The 16490-nt window shown below is 65.9% G+C and carries 14 protein-coding genes; 9 read left to right on the forward strand and 5 right to left on the reverse strand.

Annotation, left to right across the window (positions count from 1 at the left end; genetic code table 11):
* Positions 1-53: 53 nt before the first annotated feature.
* Positions 54-431, reverse strand: a complete 378-nt coding sequence (locus GSQ95_RS21570; RefSeq protein ID WP_158891061.1) for a hypothetical protein — start codon at positions 429-431, stop codon at positions 54-56.
* Positions 432-701: 270 nt separating this feature from the next.
* On the opposite strand from GSQ95_RS21570, the gene GSQ95_RS21575 reads away from it, so the two are divergent.
* The 8 genes from GSQ95_RS21575 (at position 702) to copD (ending at position 8965) form a co-directional block, all read left to right on the forward strand.
* Complete coding sequence (locus GSQ95_RS21575; RefSeq protein ID WP_158891059.1) at positions 702-1499, forward strand: outer membrane protein OmpK; 798 nt, start codon at positions 702-704, stop codon at positions 1497-1499.
* Positions 1500-1568: 69 nt separating this feature from the next.
* Positions 1569-2945 carry a uracil-xanthine permease family protein gene (locus GSQ95_RS21580; protein WP_158891057.1) on the forward strand — a complete coding sequence of 459 codons (1377 nt, stop codon included), beginning with the start codon at positions 1569-1571 and terminating at the stop codon, positions 2943-2945.
* Positions 2946-3015: 70 nt separating this feature from the next.
* The gene (locus GSQ95_RS21585) at positions 3016-3672 is read left to right on the forward strand and encodes a TetR/AcrR family transcriptional regulator (RefSeq protein WP_158891055.1); all 657 of its coding nucleotides are present in this window, start codon (positions 3016-3018) and stop codon (positions 3670-3672) included.
* Positions 3669-4253, forward strand: coding sequence for a YigZ family protein (locus GSQ95_RS21590; protein WP_158891053.1), 585 nt, complete (start codon positions 3669-3671; stop codon positions 4251-4253). The genes GSQ95_RS21585 and GSQ95_RS21590 overlap by 4 nt, the downstream gene beginning before the upstream one ends.
* Positions 4254-4448: 195 nt before the next feature.
* Positions 4449-5660, forward strand: a complete 1212-nt coding sequence (locus GSQ95_RS21595) for an ammonium transporter (RefSeq protein ID WP_158891051.1) — start codon at positions 4449-4451, stop codon at positions 5658-5660.
* 210 nt (positions 5661-5870) lie between these two features.
* Positions 5871-7661, forward strand: coding sequence for a SulP family inorganic anion transporter (locus tag GSQ95_RS21600; RefSeq protein ID WP_158891049.1), 1791 nt, complete (start codon positions 5871-5873; stop codon positions 7659-7661).
* 33 nt (positions 7662-7694) lie between these two features.
* Positions 7695-8066 (forward strand): copper homeostasis periplasmic binding protein CopC, encoded by a 372-nt coding sequence (copC, locus tag GSQ95_RS21605; protein WP_158891047.1) that lies wholly within the window; start codon positions 7695-7697, stop codon positions 8064-8066.
* A gap of 2 nt (positions 8067-8068) precedes the next feature.
* On the forward strand, positions 8069-8965 hold the full coding sequence (gene copD / locus GSQ95_RS21610; RefSeq protein WP_158891045.1) for a copper homeostasis membrane protein CopD: 897 nt from the start codon (positions 8069-8071) through the stop codon (positions 8963-8965).
* 33 nt (positions 8966-8998) lie between these two features.
* Here the strand turns inward: copD and GSQ95_RS21615 are convergent, their stop codons facing one another.
* The 4 genes from GSQ95_RS21615 to GSQ95_RS21630 form a co-directional block, all read right to left on the reverse strand.
* On the reverse strand, positions 8999-9178 hold the full coding sequence (locus GSQ95_RS21615) for a hypothetical protein (protein ID WP_256664680.1): 180 nt from the start codon (positions 9176-9178) through the stop codon (positions 8999-9001).
* Between the two features lie 291 nt (positions 9179-9469).
* A complete protein-coding gene (locus GSQ95_RS21620) occupies positions 9470-10480 on the reverse strand; it encodes a class 1 fructose-bisphosphatase (RefSeq protein ID WP_133862513.1) in 1011 nt (336 codons plus the stop codon).
* Positions 10481-10644: 164 nt separating this feature from the next.
* Positions 10645-12741 carry a glycogen debranching protein GlgX gene (glgX, locus tag GSQ95_RS21625; protein ID WP_158891043.1) on the reverse strand — a complete coding sequence of 699 codons (2097 nt, stop codon included), beginning with the start codon at positions 12739-12741 and terminating at the stop codon, positions 10645-10647.
* 181 nt (positions 12742-12922) lie between these two features.
* The gene (locus tag GSQ95_RS21630; RefSeq protein WP_158891041.1) at positions 12923-15364 is read right to left on the reverse strand and encodes a glycogen/starch/alpha-glucan phosphorylase; all 2442 of its coding nucleotides are present in this window, start codon (positions 15362-15364) and stop codon (positions 12923-12925) included.
* A gap of 317 nt (positions 15365-15681) precedes the next feature.
* Here GSQ95_RS21630 and GSQ95_RS21635 point away from each other — a divergent pair, with 317 nt between their 5' ends.
* On the forward strand, positions 15682-16428 hold the full coding sequence (locus GSQ95_RS21635; RefSeq protein WP_158891039.1) for an SDR family oxidoreductase: 747 nt from the start codon (positions 15682-15684) through the stop codon (positions 16426-16428).
* Positions 16429-16490 lie beyond the last annotated feature (62 nt).

A 16490-nucleotide genomic window follows, 5' to 3' on the forward strand; every position in this document is an offset into this window, starting at 1 on the left:
GGGCGCATTATAGGGGAGTTTCAGGACAGGTCAACAGGTTATTTCAAGAAACTTCAATAAAGCGGGATGGGCGCCAGGCGATAACCCGCTTCGGTCGCGATGATCCGGTACTGCTTGATCTCGCCAGGCGTCAGGAGAATGGACTGGGAGATGCTGCTCGCCATGGGTGCTGCGCAACCACCCGGACCGGAAGAGGTAAGACTCACGGCGATTTCGCCAGGCGGCAGATTGAAGGAAGCACTCTGGCCCGCCATGAGGGTACCGGCCAGTCGTCCCTGGATCACCAGACCTATATCGCATCCTGATCCGGAATAGGCATCGCCCCGGGTGATCATAAGGATGCCCGGCTGCCCCGTCCCGCCCTGGGGGACCTGAGCCGAGGCGAGAGAGCTGCAGAGCAAGGCCATCAGCACACCGATAAGCAACTTCATGACTATCTCCTGCGGGGTCGCCAAGCACCTTAGCACTGCGCAGGCCCCCGTGCGCTGTTTCGCAGCGGAGCCGCGTCAGGCGCCGCTTCAGGGCACGAAAACTGAGCGAGTGGTCAGGTTTGGTGCCGCGCCAAACAACTGAAATTTCCCGGAAGCCTTATACAAGGCGTTGAAAAATAACTATTTTCCTCCGCCCGCTTGGGTTTGGCGTCGATTTTGCTGAGCACGGCGGACGCAACACATAACGAGGAAGCACTTCCAGGAGCCTACATGCGCAAGACCCTAACCACCGCGCTGCTGACCACCAGCCTGCTCGCAGCCGGTATCGCCAACGCTGCAGACAGTCCACTGCTGTGGCATGGTGAAAGCCTCACCTATCTATATGGCAAGGATTTCCGGGTCGATCCCCGCATCCAGCAGACCGTCACCTTCGAGCATGCCAGCAGCTGGACGTGGGGCGATCTCTTCCTCTTCGTCGACAGCATCTGGTTCAACGGCGCGACCAATGCCAGCGACGGCCATCAGGGCTTCTATGGCGAACTCAGTCCAAGACTGTCCTTTGGCAAGCTGTCCGGCCGGGATCTTTCCTTTGGCCCGGTCACCGATGTGCTGCTCGCCACCACCCTGGAATACGACCAGAACGATGGCGAGGGCGCCGGTCGTGATCAGCGCAACTACCTGGTCGGTCCGGGTTTCGACCTCAAGGTGCCAGGCTTCGACTACTTCCAGCTGAACCTCTACTACCGCAAGCCGGATGGCGGCAGTGCGCCCTCGGGTGCCTGGCAGCTCACGCCGGTATGGGCCTACACCCTGCCCCTGGGCAATTCGGATCTGCTCATCGATGGCTACCTGGACTGGGTGATGAACAACAAGGGTAGCTACCACGCCAACCTGCACTTCAATCCACAGGTCAAGTACGACCTGGGCAAGGCCATGGGGTACGAGGCCAAGCACCTTTATGTGGGTACCGAGTACGACTACTGGTCGGACAAGTACGGCATCAAGGACAGCGAGGGATTCCGTACCGACCAGAGCGTTTTCAGCTTCCTAGTGAAGTATCAGTTCTAGTCCGGCCAAACCCACTTTTGGCGCTGTAGCCGCCTTCCCGGCCCGCCGCGCCACTGAGAGGTAATCATCATGCCCAGTCCCGTCCCCGATGATCTGCTCTATGGCCTGGACGAACGTCCGGCCCCGCTCGCGGCCTTTTGCGCTGCCCTGCAGCACGTCCTGGCGAGCTTCGTGGGGATCGTCACCCCACCGCTGATCATTGCCGGGGCCCTGGGTCTGCACGAGCATCTGCCCTATCTGATCAGCATGGGGCTGATGGTGTCGGGCGTCGGCACCTTTCTGCAGGCCCGCGGTGCCGGTGGGCTGGGGGCGGGCATGATCTGCCTGCAGGGCACCAGCTTCTCCTTTCTGTCCGCGGTGCTGGCAGCCGGGATGCTGGTCAAGCAGCGCGGCGGGACACCAGAGGACATCCTGGCGATGATCTTTGGCGTCTGCTTCTTTGGCGCCTTCGTCCAGATCGGCCTGAGTCGCTGCCTGGGCCTGTTGCGCCGAGTGATCACGCCACTGGTGACCGGCATCGTCATCACCCTGATCGGCATCAGCCTGATCAGGGTGGGCGTCACCGATCTTGGCGGGGGCGCCAAGGCCGCCAACTTCGGCGCACCGCTCAACCTGGCCCTCGGCGGCCTGGTCTTGGTGGTCATCATTGGCCTGAATCTGTCGCGGCGACCCTGGTTGCGGCTGTCGGCGGTGATGATCGGCTTGCTGGTGGGCTCCCTCGCCGCCTGGAGCTGTGGCCTGCTGAAACCCCAGGCGCTGCCGGATCTGCCCCTGATCAGCGTCCCTCTCCCCTTTCGTTTCGGCTTCGCCTTCGACTGGTCGGCCTTTTTGCCGGTTGCGCTGATCTATCTGATCAGCACCCTGGAGACCACCGGCGACCTGACCGCCAATTGCCTGATCTCGCGGCAACCCATCGAAGGTCCCGGCTATCTGCGGCGGTTGCGGGGCGGGGTCCTGGGCGACGGCGTCGCCTGCCTGCTCGCCGCCACCTTCAATACCTTTCCCAGCACCACCTTCGCGCAGAACAACGGGGTGATCCAGCTGACCGGCGTGGCCAGCCGCCATGTCGGCTACTGGATAGGCGCCATCCTGCTGGTGCTGGGCCTGTTTCCCATCCTGGGCGCCGTCCTGCAGCAGATTCCCAAACCGGTGCTGGGCGGTGCGACCCTGGTGCTGTTCGGCAGTGTCGCTGCGGCCGGAATACGGTTGCTGGCGCAGTGCACGCTGGATCGTCGCAGCCTGCTGATCATCGCCACTTCCCTTGGCGTGGGTCTGGGTATCGCCAGCCAGCCGACACTGCTGGATCAGTTGCCGCCACTGGTGAAGAGTCTATTCGACACCGCGATCACCAGCGGCGGCATCACCGCCATCCTGCTCAACCTGTTACTGCCCGAAGAGCGCCGCGCAGCGGTGACGGAATGCCGCTCGCCGGCGCCACACCGGTAAAACAGCCCTTGTGTCCGGGACCGGGGGTACGCTATTGATGCCTGCCGCGCCTCAGGATCCTCCAGTTGTCATGACCCTTCTCGTACCCGCCCATCACGCCGGCCAGGACAAGCCGGCCGGACGCATCCGGCAGAAGAATGAGGAGTCGATCCTGAGCGCGGCGGAGGAAGAATTCGCCCGCCATGGCTTCAAGGGCACCAGCATGAACACCATCGCCCAGCGCGTCGGCTTGCCCAAGGCCAATCTCCACTACTACTTCAACAACAAGCTCGGCCTCTATATGGCCGTGCTGGGCAACATCCTCGAACTCTGGGACAGCACCTTCAACCACCTGACCGTGGAAGACGACCCCGCCGAGGCTCTCAGCCGCTACATCCGCGCCAAGCTGGAATTCTCGCGGCGCCAGCCGCTGGCCTCGCGGATCTTCGCCATGGAGATCATCGGTGGTGGTCACTGCCTGTACGAGTACTTCGATCAGGACTACCAGACCTGGTTTCGCAACCGGGCGGCGGTGTTCGAGGCCTGGATCGCGGCTGGCAAGATGGACCCGGTGGATCCGGTCCACCTGATCTTCCTGCTGTGGAGCAGCACCCAGCACTATGCCGATTTCGCCAGCCAGATCTGCCAGGTGACGGGACGCAGCCGCCTGACCCGGCAGGATTTCGACGAGGCTGCGCGGACCCTGACCCATGTCATCCTCAAGGGACTGGGCCTCCAGGCGCCATGACCTTCACCCTGATCCGGGATGCCGCCTTTGAAGAAGAGGTGCGCAAGAGTCGTTTCCTGGCCCTCGCCGCGCCTGTCACCACGGTGGAAGCGGCCATGGCCTTTATCGAGCGTGTGAGCGTACCGACCGCGACCCACAACTGCTGGGCGTGGAAGCTTGGCAACCAATACCGCTTCAATGACGACGGCGAGCCCGGGGGCACCGCGGGTCGGCCCATCCTCGCCGCCATCGAGGGGCAGGATTGCGACCAGGTGGTGGTGGTGGTCATCCGCTGGTACGGCGGCATCAAGCTGGGTACCGGCGGACTGGTGCGCGCCTATGGCGGTTGCGCTGCCCGCTGCCTGCAGCAGGCGGACAGGCAGCCGCTGGTGCTGCGGCAGGACTATGGCTTCGCCTGTACCTATGCGGAGTGGCCGCTGATCAAGGCGCGCCTGGCCGCCCTGGCAGTGGTGCTGCTTGAAGAGGACTACCAGGCGCTGGAGATCGTCCTGCGGATCGCCGTGGAACCCCAGCGTCGCGACGAGGTGGCAACCTTGCTGACCAATCTGAGCAGCGGTCGGATCGTTCTGCGCTCGCTTTAGCGGCACAACCTTTGCTGTCTGGTAGTGCACGCCTTTCCGACTTGCACCGCCCTGGCGCATCCCTGCGTCCATCCCCGGTTGCGCTCTGTCTGGCGGCAAGACTGAACCTGCCGAGAGCCGTATTTCGCCCCAAAATCGCGCATCAAGCAGCCGCTAGGCATGTTTTTGGTGCAACCCTTTGCGACGACTGCCCTGATGAACGAATTGCCTTCCGCCGTGGCGACCCTGGTCCACAGTGCCAATACCCTCTTTCTCCTGCTCGGCGCCGTGATGGTGCTGGCCATGCACGCCGGCTTCGCCTTTCTCGAAGCCGGCACCGTGCGGCACAAGAACCAGGTGAATGCCCTGTCCAAGATCCTCGCCGACTTCGCCATTTCCACCCTGGTGTACTTCTTCGTCGGCTACTGGATCGCCTATGGCGTGACGTTCTTCGCCCCGGCCCAGGTGCTGACCGCCGACAGCGGCTACGGACTGGTGAAGTTCTTTTTCCTGGCGACCTTCGCCGCGGCCATTCCGGCGATCATCTCCGGCGGTATCGCCGAGCGGGCGCGCTTCGTGCCGCAGCTGTGCGCTACGGCGCTGATCGTGGCCTTCGTCTATCCCAGCTTCGAAGGCCTGATGTGGAACAACAACCTGGGGCTGCAGGACAGCTTCGAAGCGCTGTTCGGGGCGCGCTTCCACGACTTCGCCGGCTCGGTGGTGGTGCACGCGGTGGGTGGCTGGCTGGCGCTAGCGGCGGTGATACTGCTGGGTCCGCGTCAGGGTCGCTATCGCGAAGGCCGGTTGGTGGCCTTTCCGCCGTCGAACATTCCCTTCCTGGCGCTGGGTTCCTGGATCCTGATCGTCGGCTGGTTCGGCTTCAACGTGATGAGCGCCCAGAGCCTGGCGGGTGTCAGCGGGCTGGTGGCGCTGAATTCGCTGATGGCCATGGTCGGCGGGACGGCGGCTGCCCTGCTGCTCGGGCGCAACGATCCCGGCTTTCTGCACAACGGTCCCCTGGCGGGACTGGTCGCCGTCTGCGCCGGCTCCGACCTGATGCATCCCATCGCCGCGCTGGCCACGGGCCTGGTGGCGGGCGCCCTGTTCGTCTGGGCCTTTACCGCGGTGCAGACGCGCTGGAAGCTGGACGATGTGCTGGGCGTCTGGCCATTGCATGGCCTCTGCGGCGCCTGGGGTGGCATCGCCTGCGGTCTGTTCGGCCAGACGGCGCTGGGTGGCCTGGGCGGGGTAAGCCTGCTGGCGCAGCTGGCCGGCACGGCCCTGGGTATCGCGATCGCCCTGCTCGGTAGACTGGCCGTCTACGGGCTGCTCAAGGCCGTGCTGGGCTTGCGACTGAGTCAGGAAGAGGAATACCAGGGCGCCGATCTGTCGATCCATCGTATCGCCGCCAACAGCCACGATGGCTAGTGGCCCAGGTTACCCACAGCTGGCGTGTACAGTGATGTGGATAACCCGTGCATGAAGTCACGAGAACGCCACGGAGACCGGTCTGGCGGCGACTGGTGAAGAAATGAGCACGTGCGGGTGTCGTGGCGGCAACCGTGGATGGCGAGCAGCCGGTAGCCGGCCAGTAACAGTAATCGGTAGAGTGGGCGATCCTTTTTCCAGGAGTGCCCCATGCCCGCCCTCTCGACCCTGCTGCCCTGGCTCCGCGAGGTGGACCGCACCACCCTGAAGGCGGACCTGGGTGCGGGTCTGCTGGGCGCGGTCCTGGCGCTCCCCCAGGGCGTGGCCTTCGCCACCCTGGCCGGACTGCCTCCGCAATACGGCGTCTATGGCGCCGTGGTGCCCTGCATCGTCGCCGCCCTGGCGGGTTCCAGTCGCCATGTGGTGACCGGTCCGACCAATGCCAACTCCCTGGCCCTGCTGGCGGCGCTGTCGCCGCTGGCGCTGGCGGGCTCCGGCCCCTACATCGATCTGGCCCTAGCGGTGACCCTGCTGGTCGGCCTGCTGCAACTGACGGTGGGCGCCCTGCGCCTGGGCGCCGTGGCCAACTTCATCTCGCCTTCGGTGCTGCTCGGCTTCATGAGCGGTGCGGCCGTGCTGATCGGGCTCTATTCGCTCAAGGACCTGTTCGGGTTGTCGCCGCCACTGGGCACCTCGGCCTTCGGCGTCCTCGGCTATGTGCTCGCCCATCCGCTGGCGATCCACTGGCCCTCGCTGGTCATCGGTGTGGTGACCCTGGTCGCCACCCTGCTGCTGCGCCGGCTGCGCCCGCGCTGGCCGACCATGCTGCTGGGCCTGCTGGCCGGTTGCCTGAGCACCTGGATCTTGGAGCGCAGCGTGCCGGGCGCCGCCCAGGGGCTCGCCACGGTCGGACGGATCCCCTCGGCGCTGCCGCCCTTCCATCTGCCCGACGTCACCCTGCAGGATCTGGGCAATCTCTCCGGGATCGCCGTGGCCCTGACGCTGGTGGCCCTGGGGCAGTCGCTGTCGATCGCCAAGGCGGTGGCCCAGCGCTCCGGCCAGCGACTGGACGTCAATCGCGAATTCCGCGGCCAGGGGCTGGCCAATCTGGTCGGCGGCTGCTTTTCGGCCTATGTCTCCTGCGGCTCGCTGAATCGCTCCATGCCCAATTTCGAAGCCGGGGCCCGTACGCCGCTGGCGGCGGTGTTTGCCGCCCTGCTGGTGGTGGCCCTGGTTGCCTTCGGGGGTGCCCTGATCGCCGCCATTCCACTGGCGGCCATCGCCGCCACCCTGCTGCTGGTGGCGCGTGGCCTGCTGGACCTGGGGCGCTGGCGCGAGGTGCTCAGGGTCAGCCGCACCGAGGCCCTGGTGGCCGGGGTGACCTTGCTGGCGACCCTGACCATTCCCCTGGACCGCGCCGTGCTGCTGGGCACCCTGGTGTCCCTGGTGGCCTATCTCTATCGCACCTCGCACCCGGCCATCCGCCCGCTGGTCCCGGATCCCCGTACCCCCGAGCGTCGCTTCACGCCACTGGACGAACTGGGCCAGCCGGCGCAGGAGTGTCCGCAACTCAAGCTGGTGCGGGTGGAGGGCTCGGTATTCTTTGGCGCCGTACCCCATGTCGGCGATCAGCTGGATGGCTTTCGCAGTGCCCAGCCCGGTCAGAAGCATGCGCTGTTCATGACCAAGAGCATGAATTTCATCGATCTGGCCGGTAACGACCTGTGGCGGCGGGAATGGCGCGAGCGCCGGGCCCAGGGCGGTGATCTCTATTTCCACCGCCCGCGTACCCCGGTGCTGCAGCTGTTCGCCAAGACCGGCTTTCTTAAGGAGCTGGGCGACGGTCATGTCTTCTCGTCCAAGGATCAGGCCCTGCGCAGCATCTATCCGCGGCTGGATCCGGAGGTCTGCCGCACCTGCACCGCGCTCACCTTCGTCGAATGCGCGGCGCGCGCGGCTGAGCGGGCGCCAGACGCGGACGCCACCCGGACGGACTGCTAAGCTGGCGGTTTTCCTCTGCCGCCGGAGATTTCCATGACCGCTGCCCTGCGTCTCGCTCGCCGCCTCGCCCTGACCGCTCCGCTGTTGCCCGGCCTGGCCCTGGCCCACGGCCATCTCAAGAGCGCCGAGCCCGCGCCCGACAGCACCAGCGCGGCACCGAAGCAATTGAGCCTGAGCTTTTCCGAAGCGATCGAGGCGTCTCTCAGTCAGGTGCTGTTGCAACGTCTGGATGGCCAGGCCAGCACGGCGATCACTACCGGCAAGGTCATTTCCGGGCGTGACGAGCGCACCCTGGACGTGCCGCTGGATGCGCCGCTGGAACCGGGTCACTACCAGGTGAAATGGCGGGTACTGGCCAAGGACGGGCACAAGACCCAGGGCGATTACCGCTTCACCGTCCAGTAGGGATGGACGGCGGACTGGCGACGCCCGAGGCCTGGCGCCCCCTCGCCCGTACCCTCTTCCTGCTGCCGCTGCTGCTGACCTGGGGCTATCTGGCCCTGGCGCTCTACTTGGGTCGCCCCGGCTTGCGTTTCTGGCTACTGGAGCGCGCGCGTCTTTCGGCACGCCTGCTGGGCGCGCTGCTGCTGCTCGGGGCGTCGAGCCTGTTGCCGCTGCAGGCAGCCCTGGTGGGCGATGGCTGGGCGGATGCCTTCAACCTGCCGCTGTGGCAGCTGTATCTAGCCACCGAGGATGGCCATGGCTGGCGTTGGCAGTTGCCACTGGGCCTGCTGCTGGCGCTGTGGCTGCTGGTGGGACCCGGGATTCACGGCAGTCGGTGGCTATGGGGATTCAGCGGTCTGCTGCTGGCTAGTCTGGCCCTGGGTGGCCATGCGGCCGCGACGGCGGGCGGGTTAGGCCTGGCGCACCAGCTGAACCAGGCCCTGCATCTGCTCACGACGGGATTCTGGCTGGGCAGTCTGCCCGGGGTACTGCTGTGCTTGGGACAGCCGCCCACAGACCTGAGAGATGATGTCCAGCACTTGCTGCGCGGCTACTCGCTGCCCGGGCAGATCTGCGTGGCGCTGGCCTTGTTCAGCGGCGTGTTCAACAGCCTGCTGATCCTGGGGCCGGACGGCCTGCTGCGGCTGACGCCCTACTCCGCTCTGCTGCTGGCCAAGGTACTGGTGGTAGCGACGATGGTGGTCCTGGCCCTGGCCAATCGTTATCTGCTGGTACCGCGACTGGGCCAGGGACCCAAGGCATGGCAGCTGCTGCGCCGGGCCACGGCCGTGGAGATCGCCCTGGGGGTGGTCGCCGTCGCGCTGGTGGCGGCCTTCTCGGGGCTGGATCCCTTCAGCTGAAAGTCGGGGCGCCCGCTGGCGCCCCGGCACGCCTCAGAAATAGACGTTCATACCCAGGTAGATTTCCTTGCTGCTGTCGAGCTGGCTCGAGCCGAGCTTGGCGCCGTCCTGGTCGATATCGGGCTTGGCGTTACTGCGCAGGTAGCGATAGCCGGCTTCCCAGGAGGTGCGCTCTTTGACCTGCTGCAGGATGCCGGCCTGGACCCCGGCCACATAGCCGAGGTCGCTGTCACGGCCGAAGCTGGAGCCGTCCTGGGTGACCCGGGCGACGCCCAGGGTGCCGCCGCCGAACAGACTGGTGCGAAGATGCCGACAGGGAATTTCAGGACGTTTCTGGCGAAGGGCTCCTCACGCGATGCGAATGCAGCCCGACCGGCTGCGCGGCCATCTTCGGCGGACGCGAATTAGCGCAGGATTAAGGAGACTGGATCGGAACTGAACGCTGAAGCGGGGAGCAGGAGATGAACCGGACCGCCCGTTGCAGGCAGCCCGGCTTGCAGGCGATCAACGCTGACGATGGTACTCGGTCACGCGCTGCACTTCTTCCTTGGAGCCCAGGAACACCGCTACCCGCTGGTGCAGGCCGTCGGGCTGGACGTCGAGGATGCGCTGGTGACCGTTAGTGGCAGCGCCACCGGCCTGCTCCACCAGCAGGGCCATGGGATTGGCCTCGTACATCAGGCGCAGCTTGCCGGGCTTTTCCGGTTCGCGGGCGTCGCGCGGGTACATGAAGAGGCCGCCACGGGTAAGGATGCGATGGACATCGGCCACCATGGAGGCGATCCAGCGCATGTTGTAGTTCTTGCCCAGGGGACCTTCCTTGCCGGCCAGCAGTTCGTCCACGTAGCGCTTGACCGGGGCTTCCCAGTGGCGCTGGTTGGACATGTTGATGGCGAATTCGGCAGTGGTCTCGGGGATGGTGATGTCTTCGTGGGTCAGCACGAAGCTGCCCAGTTCGCGATCCAGGGTGAAGCCCTTGACGCCGTCGCCCAGGGTCAGCACCAGCATGGTCTGGGGACCGTAGATGGCATAACCGGCGGCGACCTGCTCGGTGCCCTTCTGCATGAAGGCTTCTTCGGTCACGTCACCGGTGGTGCTGCTGACGAAGTCCTTGCGCAGGATGGAGAAGATGGTGCCGACGGAGACGTTGACGTCGATGTTGGACGAGCCGTCCAGGGGATCGAACATCAGCAGGTAGGCGCCCTTGGGATAGTGACCGGGGATCTGATGGACCTGGTCCATTTCCTCGGAGGCCATGCCGGCCAGGGTGCCGCCCCACTCGTTGGCTTCCAGCAAGATCTCGTTGGACAGTACGTCCAGCTTCTTCTGCACCTCGCCCTGGACGTTCTCGGTGCCCATGCTGCCGAGCACGCCACCCAGCGCCCCCTTGGACACCTCGTAGCTGATGCGCTTGCACGCCCGGGCCACGACTTCGATGAGGAAGCGCAGGTCGGCCGGGGTCTTGTGGCTGCGGGTCTGCTCGATGAGGTAACGACTGAGGGATATCCGGGACATCGCGGTGCTCCTTGTAATGATGGGCGCGAGTGTAGCGCCAAAGCTCAAGCTCCGTCTCAAGCAGAGCGGACCGTCAGGCCAGGTCTGCCAGCCAGTGCCGATCCCGGACGCTGTCGCCAGGGCAACTAGGCACCGAACACCGGCGGCCGGCAGGGAACACGCGCCTAGCGCGCGTTCGGAGTCTCCACGGCCAGCAGTACGCCTCGGCCAGCACGGAGATTTTCGGCGCTGGGGTAGACTGCCGAGTCGGGTTCCAGTTCAGGCTGACGGCTGTCCAGCTGTATCACCCAGTGATGTCCGTCACGTGACGAGGGCAGTCGCAGGTCGATTTCCTCCCGGCGCGGTTGGAAGGCCAGCCAGATCCGGGCGGCCTGGGGCTGATCCTCGCCATCGAGGGATTCCAGGGTAAGGGCGAGCGGCAAGCTGCCCCCCGCCTGCCAGCGGCCGTCATCCATCGGCGCGCCGTCGGCATCGAGCCATTCGATCCGGACCCAGCCACGGGGATCGGGACGTCCCAGCAGCCGTTGCGCCTGCAGCGCCGGCAATTCCCGCCGCAGTGCCATGAGGCGGCCGACAAAGGCACTCTGCAGCCTTCCGGCGGGGCTGTCGGCCTGCTGCCAGTCCAGCCAGGACAATTCGTTGTCCTGCACATAGGCGTTGTTGTTGCCCTGCTGGCTGCGACCGAATTCGTCGCCGGCGGTCAGCATGGGTTCGCCACCGGCGAGGATCAGGGTCGCCAGCAGGGCGCGTTGGTTGGCGGCGCGGGCCTCCTGGATGGCCGGATCGTCGCTCGGGCCTTCGACGCCGTTGTTCCAGCTCTTGTTGTCGGTGGTGCCGTCGCGATTGCCCTCGCCGTTGGCTTCATTGTGCTTCTCGGCGTAGCTGACCAGGTCGGCGAGGGTGAAGCCGTCGTGGGCGGTGATGAAGTTGACGCTGGTGCGCAGCAGGCGATCGTCCACGCCGAAGAGATCGGCGCTACCGGCCAGGCGGGTGGCCAGGGCGCCACGCAGCCCCTCGTCACCGCGCCAGAAGCGGCGGACGTCGTCGCGGAAGGCGTCGTTCCATTCCTGCCAGGGCGCGCGGAAGGCGCCGACCTGATGACCGCCGGGACCGATGTCCCAGGGTTCGGCCACCAGCCGCACCTGGCGCAGGAGCGGATCCTGGGCCAGGGCCTGGAGCAGCGGTGCATCGCGATCGAACCCACTTTCCAGACGACCGAGCGCCGGCGCCAGGTCGAAGCGGAAGCCGTCGACGCCGGCGGCGGTGACCCAGTGCCGGAGGCTGTCCAGGGTCAGGCGCAGCGCTGGCGGGCTGTACAGGGCCAGGCAGTTGCCGCAGCCCATGTCGTTGATATAACGCACCGGATCGTCCGGCTGCAGGCGGTAGTAGCCGGCATTGTCCAGGCCGCGCAGATTGAAGGTGGGGCCAAGCTCATCGCCTTCGCCGGTATGGTTGAAGACCACGTCGAGCAGCACCTCGAAGCCGGCGGCCTGCAGGGTGGCCACCGTCTCGCGCAATTCGCCCAGGGCCTCGTGCCCGGCTAGGCGCGGATCGACGGCGGCCATGAGCACCGGGTTGTAGCCCCAGTAGTTGGCCAGGCCCAGGGCCGGCAGATGGCGATCGTCGGCCCAGGCGGCGATGGGCAGCAGCTCCAGGGTGGTGACGCCGAGGCGCTGCCAGTGTTCGATCAGCGCGGGATGGCGCAACGCCGCCAGGGTCCCGCGCTGGCGGGGGGGCACCTGCGGATGCAGCTGGGTCTGGCCACGCACGTGCAGCTCGTAGATCAGCCCGGCGGCGCGGCGCCTGGGCGTCGGCACCAGGCTGTCGACCGGCGGCAGGACGATGGCCTTGGGGACATGGGCGCCGCTGTCGCGTGCGTCCGCACGGTCGGGATCGTCGGGATGAAAGCCATAGGTGCTGGGGTGCAGCTGGAAGGGTCGGTCCACCGCCAGGGCCCAGGGGTCCACCAGCAGTTTGTTGGCATTGAATCTGAGACCGTCCCGGGGACGATAGGCGCCTTGGGCGCGCAACCCATATCTCAGTCCCGGCTTGGCACCGGCCAGGAAACCGTGCCAGACGCCGCCCTCGTGCTCGCAAAAGGCCAGGCGCTGGGTCTCGGCCTCGCCCTTGGCGTCATAGAGGCAGAGTTCGACCGCCTCGGCGGCCGGCGACCAGACGGCGAAGTTGATCCCGCCGTCGACGAGGGTGGCACCGTAATGGGCAGGATTGCCCGCTTCGAGGCGGGTAGAGGTGCGGGGCATTAGGACTCCGGTGACGGGCTTGCGGGGCGGATGCGGCAAGGATGTAGACGTCGTGGAAGGCAGGGGTTCTCAGTCGGGGAACAGGTGATCGCGGCCATGGGCCGCTCCTACAGGATCTTGCCTTGCCTGTAGGAGCGGCCGCATCGGCGGACCGCCATGGCTGCGATAGACCCTATAACGACTACAGCGCCTTCCAGATCTCCGTGGCGTATTCGCGGATGGTGCGGTCGGAGGAGAACCAGCCCATGCTGGAGGTGTTGATCACCGCCGATTGCCACCATTTGTCCGGCTGCTGCCAGCGCATTTCCACCTGGCGCTGGGCGTCCCAGTAGGCGTCGAAGTCGGCGCAGACCAGGAAGCGGTCGTGCCAGGTAAGCACGTCGAGCAGGCTGTTGTAGCGAGCCGGATCCTCGGGAGAGAACTGGCCGCCGCGCAGACCCGCCAGGACCTGGGCCAGGCGTGGCGAATTCTCGATGATGTCCGAGGAGATGCCGCCGCTGCGCTGGCGCTCCTCCACTTCGGCGGCCTTGAGGCCGAAGATGAACATGTGCTCGGCGCCGATCAGCTCGCACATCTCCACGTTGGCGCCATCCAGGGTGCCGATGGTGAGGGCGCCATTGAGGCCGAACTTCATGTTGCTGGTGCCCGAGGCTTCCATGCCGGCGGTGGAGATCTGTTCTGACAGGTCCGCCGCCGGGATGATGACCTCGGCCAGGCTGACGTTGTAGTTAGGCAGGAAGACCACCTTGAGCAGGTCGCGGGTCAGAGGATCGTTGTTGACCACCCTGGCCACATCATTGGCCAGCTTGATGATCAGCTTGGCCTGGTGATAGCTGGCGGCGGCCTTGCCGGCGAAGATCTTGACCCGCGGCGTCCAGTCGCCGTTGGGGTTGTCGCGGATGGCCTGGTACAGCGCTATGGTCTGCAGCAGATTCATCAGCTGCCGCTTGTACTCGTGGATGCGCTTGATCTGGACGTCGAACAGCGCGGCGGGGTCGAGATCGATCTCCATCCGCTGTTTCACCAGGCTGGTGAAGGTGTCCTTGTTGCGTTGACGCTGCAGGGCGAAACGCTCGCGGAAGTTGCTGTCGTTGGCATAGGGCTTGAGCTGCGGCAGGGTCTTTTCCGGATCGTGCAGCACGCCCTGGCCCAGGGTATCCACCAGCAGGTCGGTGAGCGCCGGATTGGCCTGGTGCAGCCAGCGGCGGAAGGTGATGCCGTTGGTCTTGTTGTTGATACGCTCCGGATAGAGGCGGTGCAGCGAGCGGAAGACCGTCTTGCGCATCAGGTCGGTGTGCAGTCCCGACACGCCGTTGGTGCTGTGCGAGCCGAGGAAGGCCAGGTTGCCCATGCGCACCCGGCGACCCTGGCTTTCGTCGATCAGGGAGACATAGGAGATCATGCCACCATCGGTCTCGCCACGGGCGCGCAGGGAGTCGAGGAACTGCGCATTGATCAGGTAGATGATCTGCATGTGCCGCGGCAGCAGGCGCTCCATCAGCTGCACCGGCCAGGTCTCCAGCGCCTCGGGCAGCAGGGTGTGGTTGGTGTAGCTGAGGGTGCCGACGGTGGTGCTCCAGGCGGCGTCCCAGGGAATGCCGTGGACATCCACCAGCAGCCGCATCAGCTCGGCCACGGCGATGGCCGGGTGGGTGTCGTTGAGCTGGATGGACACGTGCTCGGGCAGGCTGAGCAGGTCGTTGTGCTGCTTGAGGTGACGGCGGGTCAGGTCGGCCAGGGAGGCGGCGACGAAGAAGTACTCCTGGCGCAGGCGCAGCTCCTGGCCGGCTTCGCTGCTGTCGGCCGGATAGAGCACCCGCGAGATGCTCTCGGCGCGGGCCTCGTTGGCCACGGCGCCGACATGGTCGCCGGCGTTGAAGGTTTCCAGGTGGAGGATCTCCAGCGGTCGGGCGCGCCAGAGTCTCAGGGTATTGGCGCCCTCCCCGCCCCAGCCGATCACCGGGGTGTCATAGGCCACCGCACGGATGCGCTCGCCGGGCGTCCACACCTGGCGGCGCGGATCGCCTTCGCCATAGGGCGCGACGTGACCGCCAAAGCCGATCTCGTACACCACCTCGGCGCGTTCGAATTCCCAGGGATTGCCGAAATCCAGCCAGCTCTCCGGCTGCTCCAGCTGAAAGCCGTCGGCGATCACCTGGCGGAACAAACCATGCTCGTAACGGATGCCATAGCCATGGCTGGCGATGCCCAGGGTGGCCATGCTTTCCATGAAGCAGGCGGCCAGCCGGCCGAGACCGCCGTTGCCCAGGGCGGCGTCCGGCTCCAGCCCCCGGATGCGCTCCAGATCGACGCCGAGGTCGGCCAGGGCACGGCGGGTCTCTTCGAGGATGCCGAGGTTGGACAGGCTGTCGATCAGCAGGCGACCGATGAGGAATTCCAGGGAAAGGTAGTAGACCCGCTTCTGGCCGGTGCGATAGGCGTCGCGGGTGCGACTCATCCAGCGGTCGACGATGTAGTCCCGGGCGGCCAGGGCGGTGGCCTGGAACCAGTCATGGTCGAGGGCGTTGTCAGGGTCCTTGCCGACGGCGTAGGTGAGCTTGGAGAGGATGTTGGTACGGAGCGCGGAAACTTCGTTGGGCGAGATGAAGCGGGGTCTTGTCATCAGGATTGACCTCTGCAAGCGCTTGAGCTTTGTCTGAAAAGTACCTGCGCATCGGTGATGCTGCGTTGAAAATCAACTCAGAATGCTCATTTACCGCTCGTAAACTGCGCTTCCTCGCTGATTTTCGTCTTGTCTCACCTTCACTCGGTGACCTTTCAGACAAGCCTGGGAATCAGATCGCGAAGTGGCCGCGGATAATGCGGCGCGTGCCGTTCACCTTACTTTTAGGCGAAACGTCGGGCACGTCCAAGCTTTTTTTCGATACATCAGACGGTTAGCCGTCTCCCCTCTCCGCTCTCTAGCCCGAGGTTTTCATCATGCGCAAAACCCTGCTCATCACTGGTGCGAGTCGCGGTATCGGCCGCGCCACGGCCCTTGGCGCCGCTCGCCGCGGCTGGAACGTCGCCTTCAACTATCGCCAGGACGAGGCCGCGGCCCGGGCCACCCTGGCCGAGATCGAGGACCTCGGCGTGGAAGGCCTGGCACTGCGCGGCGACGTGGCCGACGAGGCCCAGGTGCTGGCGCTGTTCGAGCGCACGGTGGCGCGCTTCGGCGGGCTGGACGGCTTCGTCAACAATGCCGGGATCGTCGACCATTCCCAGCCATTGGTGGACATGAGCGCCGAGCGCCTGCGACGGATGTTCGAGGTCAACGTCTATGGCGCCTTTCTCTGCGCGCGCGAAGCGGCCCGCCACCTGTCTCGCGAACGCGGCGGCCGCGGTGGCGCCATCGTCAATGTCTCCTCCATCGCCGCCCGCCTGGGCTCGCCTAACGAATATGTCGACTACGCCGCCAGCAAGGCGGCGCTGGATACCCTTACCCTCGGTCTGGCCAAGGAACTCGGTCCGCACGGGGTAAGGGTCAATGCGGTGCGGCCGGGCGTGACCCTCACCGACATCCACGCCAGCGGCGGCCAGCCGGGACGCGCCGAGCGCCTGGGGGTGAGCACCCCGCTGGGGCGTGCGGGCGCGGCGGAGGAGATCGCGGCCGGCATCCTCTGGCTGCTGTCGGACGAGGCGTCCTACACCACCGGCGCCCTGCTGGACATCGGTGGCGGGCGCTAGGGCTGGGCTCTGTACGAAAAGTCGCCGAGCGACGGTCAGGCGAGGCGAAAAACGCTGAGGAA

It is taken from the genome of Pseudomonas sp. BAV 4579 (genome assembly GCF_009765395.1).
GTDB lineage: Bacteria > Pseudomonadota > Gammaproteobacteria > Pseudomonadales > Pseudomonadaceae > Chryseomonas > Chryseomonas aestiva.

Bases quoted from the DNA above. Each gene is read 5' to 3' on its own strand.
- GSQ95_RS21635 (WP_158891039.1), top strand. From the start codon at position 15,682: ATGCGCAAAACCCTGCTCATCACTGGTGCGAGTCGCGGTATCGGCCGC.
- GSQ95_RS21595 (WP_158891051.1), top strand. From the start codon at position 4,449: ATGAACGAATTGCCTTCCGCCGTGGCGACCCTGGTCCACAGTGCCAAT.
- GSQ95_RS21620 (WP_133862513.1), bottom strand. From the start codon at position 10,480: ATGTCCCGGATATCCCTCAGTCGTTACCTCATCGAGCAGACCCGCAGC.
- glgX (WP_158891043.1), bottom strand. From the start codon at position 12,741: ATGCCCCGCACCTCTACCCGCCTCGAAGCGGGCAATCCTGCCCATTAC.
- GSQ95_RS21580 (WP_158891057.1), top strand. From the start codon at position 1,569: ATGCCCAGTCCCGTCCCCGATGATCTGCTCTATGGCCTGGACGAACGT.
- GSQ95_RS21575 (WP_158891059.1), top strand. From the start codon at position 702: ATGCGCAAGACCCTAACCACCGCGCTGCTGACCACCAGCCTGCTCGCA.
- GSQ95_RS21630 (WP_158891041.1), bottom strand. From the start codon at position 15,364: ATGACAAGACCCCGCTTCATCTCGCCCAACGAAGTTTCCGCGCTCCGT.
- GSQ95_RS21585 (WP_158891055.1), top strand. From the start codon at position 3,016: ATGACCCTTCTCGTACCCGCCCATCACGCCGGCCAGGACAAGCCGGCC.
- GSQ95_RS21600 (WP_158891049.1), top strand. From the start codon at position 5,871: ATGCCCGCCCTCTCGACCCTGCTGCCCTGGCTCCGCGAGGTGGACCGC.
- copC (WP_158891047.1), top strand. From the start codon at position 7,695: ATGACCGCTGCCCTGCGTCTCGCTCGCCGCCTCGCCCTGACCGCTCCG.
- copD (WP_158891045.1), top strand. From the start codon at position 8,069: ATGGACGGCGGACTGGCGACGCCCGAGGCCTGGCGCCCCCTCGCCCGT.
- GSQ95_RS21570 (WP_158891061.1), bottom strand. From the start codon at position 431: ATGAAGTTGCTTATCGGTGTGCTGATGGCCTTGCTCTGCAGCTCTCTC.
- GSQ95_RS21590 (WP_158891053.1), top strand. From the start codon at position 3,669: ATGACCTTCACCCTGATCCGGGATGCCGCCTTTGAAGAAGAGGTGCGC.